The following is an 8,620-nucleotide window of genomic DNA, read 5'->3' as shown; positions in this document are numbered from 1 at the left end:
TGGGTTTTGGATGATTTGTTCAAATTGATTCGATACAGAACCCGGAACGTCGATCACCACATCAACTCCTTTTTCGTTTTTATAGGTGTAGCTCCCGTTGCCATTATTGGTCAGGGTAGTCAGCGTTTCATGGCTTTTTACAACCTGAGATAAATCCAAGCTTTGGGTAGCACCGCTTGCATCGGTATAGGTCAATCCATTTTCGTCAAAACTAACGTTGCCCGAATTGGAAGTCAGGTATTGATTTAATACTTCTCGAACCGTCGGGTTTTGGATGATTTGTTCAAATTGATTCGATACAGAACCCGGAACGTCGATTACCACATCAACTCCTTTTTCGTTTTTATAGGTGTAGCTCCCGTTTCCATTATTGGTCAGGGTAGTCAGCGTTTCATGGCTTTTGATAAGCGAAGATAAATCCAAGCTTTGGGTAACACCGCTTGCATCGGTATAGGTCAATCCATTTTCGCCAAAACTAACGTTGCCCGAATTGGAAGTCAGGTATTGATTTAATACTTCGCGAACAGTCGGGTTTTGGATGATTTGTTCAAATTGACTCGATACAGAACCCGGAACGTCGATTACCACATCAACTCCTTTTTCGTTTTTATAGGTGTAACTGCCGTTTCCATTATTGGTTAGGGTAGTCAGCGTTTCATGGCTTTTGATAAGCTGAGATAAATCCAAGCTTTGGGTAGCACCGCTTGCATCGATATAGGTCAATCCATTTTCGCCAAAACTAACGTTGCCCGAATTGGAAGTCAGGTATTGATTTAATACTTCGCGAACAGTCGGGTTTTGGATGATTTGTTCAAATTGACTCGATACAGAACCCGGAACGTCGATTACCACATCAACTCCTTTTTCGTTTTTATAGGTGTAACTCCCGTCGCCATTATTGGTCAGGGTGGTTTCTATGTTTTTTATCTTTATTTCAGATGTAGCAATAGAAACTTGATTGCCGTCACTATCTTCAAGAATCAAAAAATCATTTTCGATTTTTAAATTCACATTTTTGGTATTATTAAACAAATGTGAATCAGAATCTATAAGTAATCTAACCCATTTAACATCTTCCCAATAATAATATCCAGGTTGTAATGTTTGATTTGAAGATGTATTATACACCAGTAAACTATTCACATTTCCGTGAGAAATAGTACTTTGATCTGTATTATTTTCTAAAGCAATACGCGGAATCATCATACCCTTATTTTTGGATACAATATCCATTTGGGCAGATTGATGAGGCTGTTTTATCCCAACACCAACTTGAGAATAAGCAAACCCACTGATAAATAGAGCCGTCAACGGCAGTAGTTTCTTTTTCATTAGAATTGTTTTTAAAGTAGAAATAAATAGTTCTAAAAATTTAAGTGTGAACTAATTTTAAAATACTTGTATTAATAATTAAAGGAAATGGCTAATTAGCCTTTTAGAATTGTCTTTTTGACAATCTTTAGCGTTTTAAAGAGATTCTATGATGCTTATACACCAATACAATGATTCTATAAAATAAAAAATGGAGACGTTTTTATTACAGTGAACTTAGAGTAAACATGATATTGAATAGCTGCAGCGTTTAAAAGAATCCTATTATGCTTTTTTATCTATAGATTTTTATAAATAATGAATTATTGTTTAGAAAGATGAAGTTCACTTCTACTGTTTTTTTTATGAGCTTCATCGGAACATTTCGTAGCATTGTCGTGCTAGATCGTTTTATCACTAGAGCTCTTTGACTATAAAAGCACTACGTCTATTTTCCTGATGTTCTCGTTCGGAGCACTTTATCCCACTACTACAATTATTAATCAATTGTGTCTGCCCATATCCTTTACCGCTGACTCTTTCCGCAGCTATTCCTTGACTAAGAATCCAGGCTACAGTGGCCTTTGCACGGCGTTCAGAAAGTTTTAAATTAAAAGCAGCATTTCCTCGACTATCCGTATGGGAGCAAACTTCTATCTTCATATTCTTATACAGATCTAATATGGCAACTACTTTGAGTAGCTCTGTCATAGCATCTTCTCTGATATCTGCTTTTCCAAAGTCAAAATAAATCGGATTGAGCTTAAGCACTTGAAATAGATCATCTCCTTTTTTAACGGCGATCAATGAACTTTCTAGCCCGAAGTCTACTTGAACTGTAGCTGTTTTTTCAGGAAGAGTTGCAATTATTTCTATGGTATTATAATTATCAGTCTTAGCGATAACGCGGTATTTAGCACCGCAACTCAAATTTGGAAATTCATATAGTCCTGCTGGGTCAGTTGTTGTGATAGCTATTTCATTACACTGAGAGTCATACAAAACTACCGTCGCATTTCCTAAAGGAATTAGGCTGACTCTATCATAAATAGATCCCTTAATGGCTTGAGTACATTCTAAAACTAAAGGGGTTTGTTCTTGAAAGGCATACAAATTATCGGCTTTCTTATCAGCTATTCTATTGGAACTCAAAAAACCAAGACCGCTGTTAGCATCTATGTAAAAACCGAAATCATCCATTGAACTATTAGCAGGTGCTCCTATATTCTGTACAGGACTAAAACTTCCATCTGAATTTATTTTAGTAACATAAATATCCAAACCTCCTAATCCTGGGCGTCCATCTGTAGAGAAATACAATTCATTTTTTGATGAAATAAAGGGAAAACTCTCACGCCCTTCTGTATTAATAACGTCTCCTAAATTGATTGGTAATCCATAAGTCCCGTCCTCATGAATGGCTACTTTATACAAATCAGATTGTCCGTGGTTGTCATGGCGATTTGATGCGAAATAAAGCCATTTTTCATCTGGAGTTAAGGCGGGATGTGCTGTACTGAATTGGTCTGAATTAAATGGTAGTTCGATAGCCTCGCTCCATTGTCCATTATTTTTTGTTGACTTATATATTTTTAATAAAGTATTGTTGTTATCATCAAATCCTCGTTTATTTTTATTGTAATTATTACGGGTAAAGTAAGCTGTTTGATTATCCTGAGTAAAAACTGGAGTCGATTCATTAAACTTTGTACGCCATTGGCTTTCAAATGGTTTAACCCGTCCCCAGCTACTATCTTTTTTTACAGCTACTTGATACAAACTACTAAAAGCTTGTCCGGTCCAACTATGCGTTTTTCCTGTAAATGCACTACGTTCTCTTGTAGAGGAAAAAACAAGTTTACCTTCGTGTAACGTTGTGCCGTAATCAGACTGGTTACTATTAAAAGGTAGAAATTCCATCTCATATCGTCCAGAATTTGACTCAATTTCAGCTAAAAAATTCTTTTTATTATCAAATATCAACGCTCTACGATCTGACTTTTCTAGATTTAAAAAATCATTCATACAAGATGTTGATTGCGTGTAATTTCCTATAGCTTTTAAGGCCTGAGCATAACGATAGTAATACTCAGACGCTTTTATAGTATCTAATTCGAAAAACTTTTCATACCATATAAAAGCTTGGTCAAGCTTACCATTAAAATAGTAGGCATCCCCTAAATTTCTATATAGCTCTGGAGATTTAACCCCTTTTTTAGCTTGATGTTCATATAGCGAGATAGCGTCTACATAGGCGTATTCTTCCATATGCATTGCTGCTTTTTTCTCTTGGCGATTTTGCGCGAGTAGTATTTGACCTATCGATAAAATACTGAGAAAAATTAATTGTTGTATTTTTTTTATCATAATGAGTAGCTTTAAAAGAATCTAGGTGCTGAAATTCGGTTGTAACGTTTAAACAACTCAAACCTCATAAAGATCTCATGAGACCCTGAATTGTAGTTCGATAATTTTGTAGTATCGGTATCGTAGCTATAGCCAATAAATAAACCGGGATTAATCTGAAATCCCACTAATCCACTCCAAGCAGCATCCCAGCGATATGCTGCTCCAACTACAAATTGATTTGCAAACATAAAATTTGTTGTAAGGTCAACTTGTAACGGTGCCCCTGCAACGGCTTTACTCAATAATGCAGGTTTAAACTTTAAGTTTGGACTTAAGTCAAACACATGTCCCGCGATAAGATAAAAGTGCATTTTTTGACGTACTGTAGAACTGATATTGTCATCGTAACGATCGGTATGTAAAAAATTTGGAACCGATAATCCTATATAGGTTTTATCAGAATATAAGTAGAGTCCCGCTCCAATATTTGGACTAAACTGGCTCTCTATATTCTCAGCAAAAACAACATCGTTGGGATTGTACCTATTTAGTTTATTATAATCTACATCAAGTAAATTAGCGGTTCCCTTTACTCCGAAAGCTAAATGATAGTTTTCATTTACAGTGACAGCATAGGACAAATCGATTGCGATATTATTTTCATCCATCGCACCAATTCGATCATTAATAAACGACACCCCTAATCCCAATCCAGAATCACCCAATGGAGTGTTTATAGAAACATTGGCTGTTTTCGGTGCTCCCTCCAGTCCTACCCATTGCGTTCTATATAAACCAAAGACGCTCATTACTCCTCGAGAACCAGCATAAGCAGGATTTATTGTAGAAGTGCTATACATGTATTGAGAATATTGGGAATCTTGCTGTGCCTGAACAAGGCTAATTTGTGCAAAGAAACTTAGGACGATAAGTAGAGTCTTTTGTATTGTTATATTATTCATCAGTCTTATTTTTTAGTTGTTTTCCAGATGTAAATAGCCCGCTTTTTTGACCATACGTGTTCCGTTTTCGTCTATGTACTCATAATTAATGATATAGTAATATGTACCTGTTGGTAATAAACTCTTCTTATCAACGGTCACACGTCCTTCAGAAATCCCCCTAAATACATTGCCAGTGCTGTTGTAATTATTAGTTTCGAAGACTCTAACTCCCCAACGATTATAGATTTCAACTGTATTATTTGGAAAACGCTCTATATTATCAATAATAAAATAATCGTTGTAGCCATCACCATTGGGTGATACGGCATTGTAAATCACTATATCTCCATCTAATAACAATTCTTCTTTGACAGTTCCTAATGTAAAAACACCAAACCCACTTACTACTAAAGGGCTAGTAACGGTTTTACTCTCGAAATCAACAATTCCCCCTTCATCAACCCAGAGATTCTGATTGCTATCCCATCGTAGTATCCGAAGATTTTTAGCTGAATCATCAAGCAGTTCGAGCGGTGTAGTACGCTCATCCCAACTTAGGGTTAGGATGATAGTACTATCGGGATTATTGTTCTCTACAGTCCAATACTCCGCATGGTTAATTTGCTCAATTACACCTGTTTTATCACTATGGGGTTGTCGATCATCTGAGTTTCTTAAGTAATATTTAGCCAGAATGGCATCCTTAATCTGCGATGGAGCACTGATTGTAGCTGGACGATAAAAGTTTTGATTGCCAATGGGAAAAACAAATGCCTCATTGCCGACTTTTTCAACTTGTCCATCCACATGACTTATATCGGATACATTTATCGCTTGAGCTCCTTTTTCAAAAACTAAAGCTCCATTTAACGAATCCATTTGAATAACACCACTTTTGAAATTAGCAATACCCGCAACACTCATATCGTTTTGCAATTCAAATGCGGTGTTGGAAGTCGGATTATTAAACAATACATCATAAAAATGACTTTGTGCTCTACCACTTAAAATTTGTTTTTCCGTTTTGCCCGTTGAGGGTTGGAAAACCGCGTATGATTTTTTTAATTGACTGTCAAAAATATATAGACCGTCATTAAGAAAGTCCTTGAAATAATAAATGGTTCCATTATTGAGTACTTGTCCTTCAGTACGGTTCTCAAAATTCATTTCCATCGATACTTTTGTATTTGGTAATACCGAAAAAACCCCCTGATTATTGATTTGACTATACGCCGCTCCAGAAATCATTAACATTCCCAAATATTGTATATACATATTTCTCATTTTTCTTTATTTTATTTTTGGACTAATTACTGGATTAACAATTGCCCTACCCTGAATAATAATGCGTGTATCTTCTACCTCTCCGCCTATAGCGGCACCAATAGGAGAGTCTATTTCCGATTTTGTGTATCCAAAACGCAACCTCACATAAGTACTACGAGCAATGCGATTTTTTGGCACCGTCCACTCTAGAGTTGCTGTTTTGGCAGAAATGGGAGCATTTACGATTGCTTTTTCATCATCGCTAAATTTACCATCGAGATTAAAGTCGATCCATCCTGTTATATAGCCGTTCTTCTTGGTGTGATAGGGAATAACTACCTTCATTTTGTAACCGGGTAAATAATGAGCTTTATAAGAGAAACTCCGATATTCTTGTGGCCAGGCATCCTCTTCTTTAGAGCCTGCATATCCATCTAAATCATCACCCATAGCTAATTTGCCGAAAAGCATATTTATATCACCATCTGGAGGAACACTTCCCAAATATCCTCCGACAGCAGTCCGCAGTCCGCTTAGCTTATAATCTCCGATATTAATATTCTTGTTTTGTCCTACCGCTATTTGATCATCTATAGGCTCTAGAGCATTAAAAACATGCAAAGGCACTCCATAACTTTCGGGAGCATCACCTGTATCTGTTTTAGGTACCAATAAACCTAAAGCAATAGCAGTCACTCCACCTCCTCTTAACCCAACGTCAACAGTAACAGACAAATCCTTTTTATCATAGGCTTGATCATTAAAAGTTAGAAAAGTTACCCCTCCTGTTCTATCATCATTCCCCCGTAAAAACGATATTTTTTGTTGATTGCTATTAATATTATCCTTCCGTATCACGTAAGGTTCCCGCGAAGAAGTATTTTTTAATAAATCAATAAGGGTCCAAGAACCACTACCTATGGCATAAAAATTTTCAATATCACTCAATGACTCCGCGTCTGCTATTACCACACCAGTTAACCGAGCTGGTACTCCATCTATATAAGCCTTGCAGACCAATGAAAAACTAACAAATTTTCCAGACACGCCATTTTTAATTCCACATACCAATTTATTTCTCGCGCCTATACCTCCAATATTATATAGTTTGTCTAGAGAATCCCCGGTATAATTTCCTGGACGATAGCTTTGAATATTTCCTACAACTTTAATTAATTTTGCTTCAATGCATAAAAACTTCCCACCTGCAATGGGGATTGATGCGTAGGACGTACTGTTATTATTCAACGTTACATTTGCCTTGCCGTAAGTGTCTCGACTAGAACTAGCCCCCCATGTCAACCACAAGACATCTTTCGTATTTGGACTTGAACCTCCAGTTGCAAAAGCTGCCGTTGCAAATCCATTGGAAAAACATTGCGCTTTTATTGGTTGACTAATTATAGTCAACAAAAAAACTAATCCGAATATGAAATTTCTATAGTCCATTATAACGGTTTTACTGCTAAAACAATGTTCATAAATGATCCCAACGTTATGTCTGCATTGGCTTTCACTTTATACGACAAAACTCCCTTATCACTTACACTGACATTCTCAAAAACTTCAACATCATACCAAGTCACTATATAATCCAATTCACTGCTTTGAAGTACGGGTAAAACGGAACTTGCACCAGGATTTTTGACCATAGGAGTCTTGAATTGTTTTTGATAACGATCATATAAATTAATTTTCCCAAATGACTCGCCCGACACTCCTACTTCATTTACAACTTGATCAGCCGCTGTAGGAATTAACAAGGATGGCATGTAAAAAAAATTAGGTAAGGATGCACGTAATTTGCGCAAGGCGCCATCTTTGTCCATAACTACATAATGATCTTTCAAATCACCACTAGCCAATCCTTTTATCGCTAAGGTATTTTTAGCTGTTGTCGTCAATTCGGTCGGTTTAAAAATCGAACCGCCTAATTGTATAAATCGACCTGATTTTTGCAAACCATTGTTAGCTGAAATATCATCAATCCACATTGCTCCATCACCTTCATCATTCGTACTAAGTACTTGATTTGCACTACCCGGTGTTATTTTAAGCGAAGCCGCACTCAAAAGTGATTTTTCACCGCCAATCACTGTAATTCCAGTTCCCGTTAATGCTTGTCCCTGTTCTTGAATCAGTTCTTTCACATTTAAATTTGATACCGCTCCTTTTCCGTTTTTTATTACAAGTGTCCCATCTGCACTGTTAGGAGTAATAGAGCCTATACTTTGAAACGTTTCTACAACAGATCTCAAATTTACAGTCTGCTCTTCAGGTGTTTCATTGCTATATGTTAGCATACCTGTTTCCAAGACATAAGCTAAGTTTGTTACCGTCTCGTTGGTTTTAACCAAATCAGCAAGAGTTAAGGTTTGGGAGTTCCCCTCGTTATCGCTATACTTGAAAGTTGTTCCGTCAAAAGTAACCGGTCCCTCAGAGGATTTGATGATCGATTTTAGTTTTTCCAAAACAGCCGGGTTGTTCGCAATGCTGTCAAAGTTTGAACTCACATCACCAACCACATCAATCACAACTTCTGAATCGTTTTCCGATTTGTAGGTATAGGTACCCGCATTCCCCTTGGTTAAAGTTGTTAGGGTTTCGTGGGTTTTTACCAATTCAGCAAGAGTTAAGGTTTGGGAGTTCCCCTCGCTATCGGTATACTTGAAAGCTGTTCCGTCAAAAGTAACCGGTCCCTCAGAGGATTTGATGATCGATTTTAGTTTTTCTAAAACAGCCGGGTTGTT

Annotated in this window: 4 protein-coding genes and 2 pseudogenes; all 6 read right to left on the bottom strand. The window is 36.9% G+C overall.

Annotated features, from left to right (window positions below; genetic code table 11):
• Positions 1-1,332 (bottom strand): annotated as a pseudogene (locus KO524_RS15010) (hypothetical protein); the annotation flags it as partial.
• A 396-nt stretch (positions 1,333-1,728) separates the two neighbouring features.
• Positions 1,729-3,678 carry an OmpA family protein gene (locus tag KO524_RS15005; RefSeq protein ID WP_219295047.1) on the bottom strand — a complete coding sequence of 650 codons (1,950 nt, stop codon included), beginning with the start codon at positions 3,676-3,678 and terminating at the stop codon, positions 1,729-1,731.
• A gap of 11 nt (positions 3,679-3,689) precedes the next feature.
• Positions 3,690-4,622 carry a type IX secretion system membrane protein PorP/SprF gene (locus KO524_RS15000; RefSeq protein ID WP_219295046.1) on the bottom strand — a complete coding sequence of 311 codons (933 nt, stop codon included), beginning with the start codon at positions 4,620-4,622 and terminating at the stop codon, positions 3,690-3,692.
• A gap of 12 nt (positions 4,623-4,634) precedes the next feature.
• Positions 4,635-5,888, bottom strand: coding sequence for a gliding motility-associated C-terminal domain-containing protein (locus tag KO524_RS14995; protein ID WP_255555286.1), 1,254 nt, complete (start codon positions 5,886-5,888; stop codon positions 4,635-4,637).
• Between the two features lie 6 nt (positions 5,889-5,894).
• Positions 5,895-7,319 carry a CshA/CshB family fibrillar adhesin-related protein gene (locus KO524_RS14990; protein ID WP_219295045.1) on the bottom strand — a complete coding sequence of 475 codons (1,425 nt, stop codon included), beginning with the start codon at positions 7,317-7,319 and terminating at the stop codon, positions 5,895-5,897.
• Positions 7,319-8,620, bottom strand: a pseudogene (locus KO524_RS14985) (hypothetical protein); the annotation flags it as partial. The gene KO524_RS14990 and the pseudogene KO524_RS14985, both read right to left, overlap by 1 nt.

This window comes from Flavobacterium sp. NKUCC04_CG, assembly GCF_019345525.1.
Lineage (GTDB): Bacteria > Bacteroidota > Bacteroidia > Flavobacteriales > Flavobacteriaceae > Flavobacterium.
This window is presented reverse-complemented; position numbering and strand designations above follow the sequence as displayed.

Excerpts from the sequence above, each read along its gene's own strand:
- KO524_RS15005 (WP_219295047.1), bottom strand. The coding sequence starts at position 3,678 with ATGATAAAAAAAATACAACAATTAATTTTTCTCAGTATTTTATCGATA.
- KO524_RS15000 (WP_219295046.1), bottom strand. The coding sequence starts at position 4,622 with ATGAATAATATAACAATACAAAAGACTCTACTTATCGTCCTAAGTTTC.
- KO524_RS14995 (WP_255555286.1), bottom strand. The coding sequence starts at position 5,888 with ATGAGAAATATGTATATACAATATTTGGGAATGTTAATGATTTCTGGA.
- KO524_RS14990 (WP_219295045.1), bottom strand. The coding sequence starts at position 7,319 with ATGGACTATAGAAATTTCATATTCGGATTAGTTTTTTTGTTGACTATA.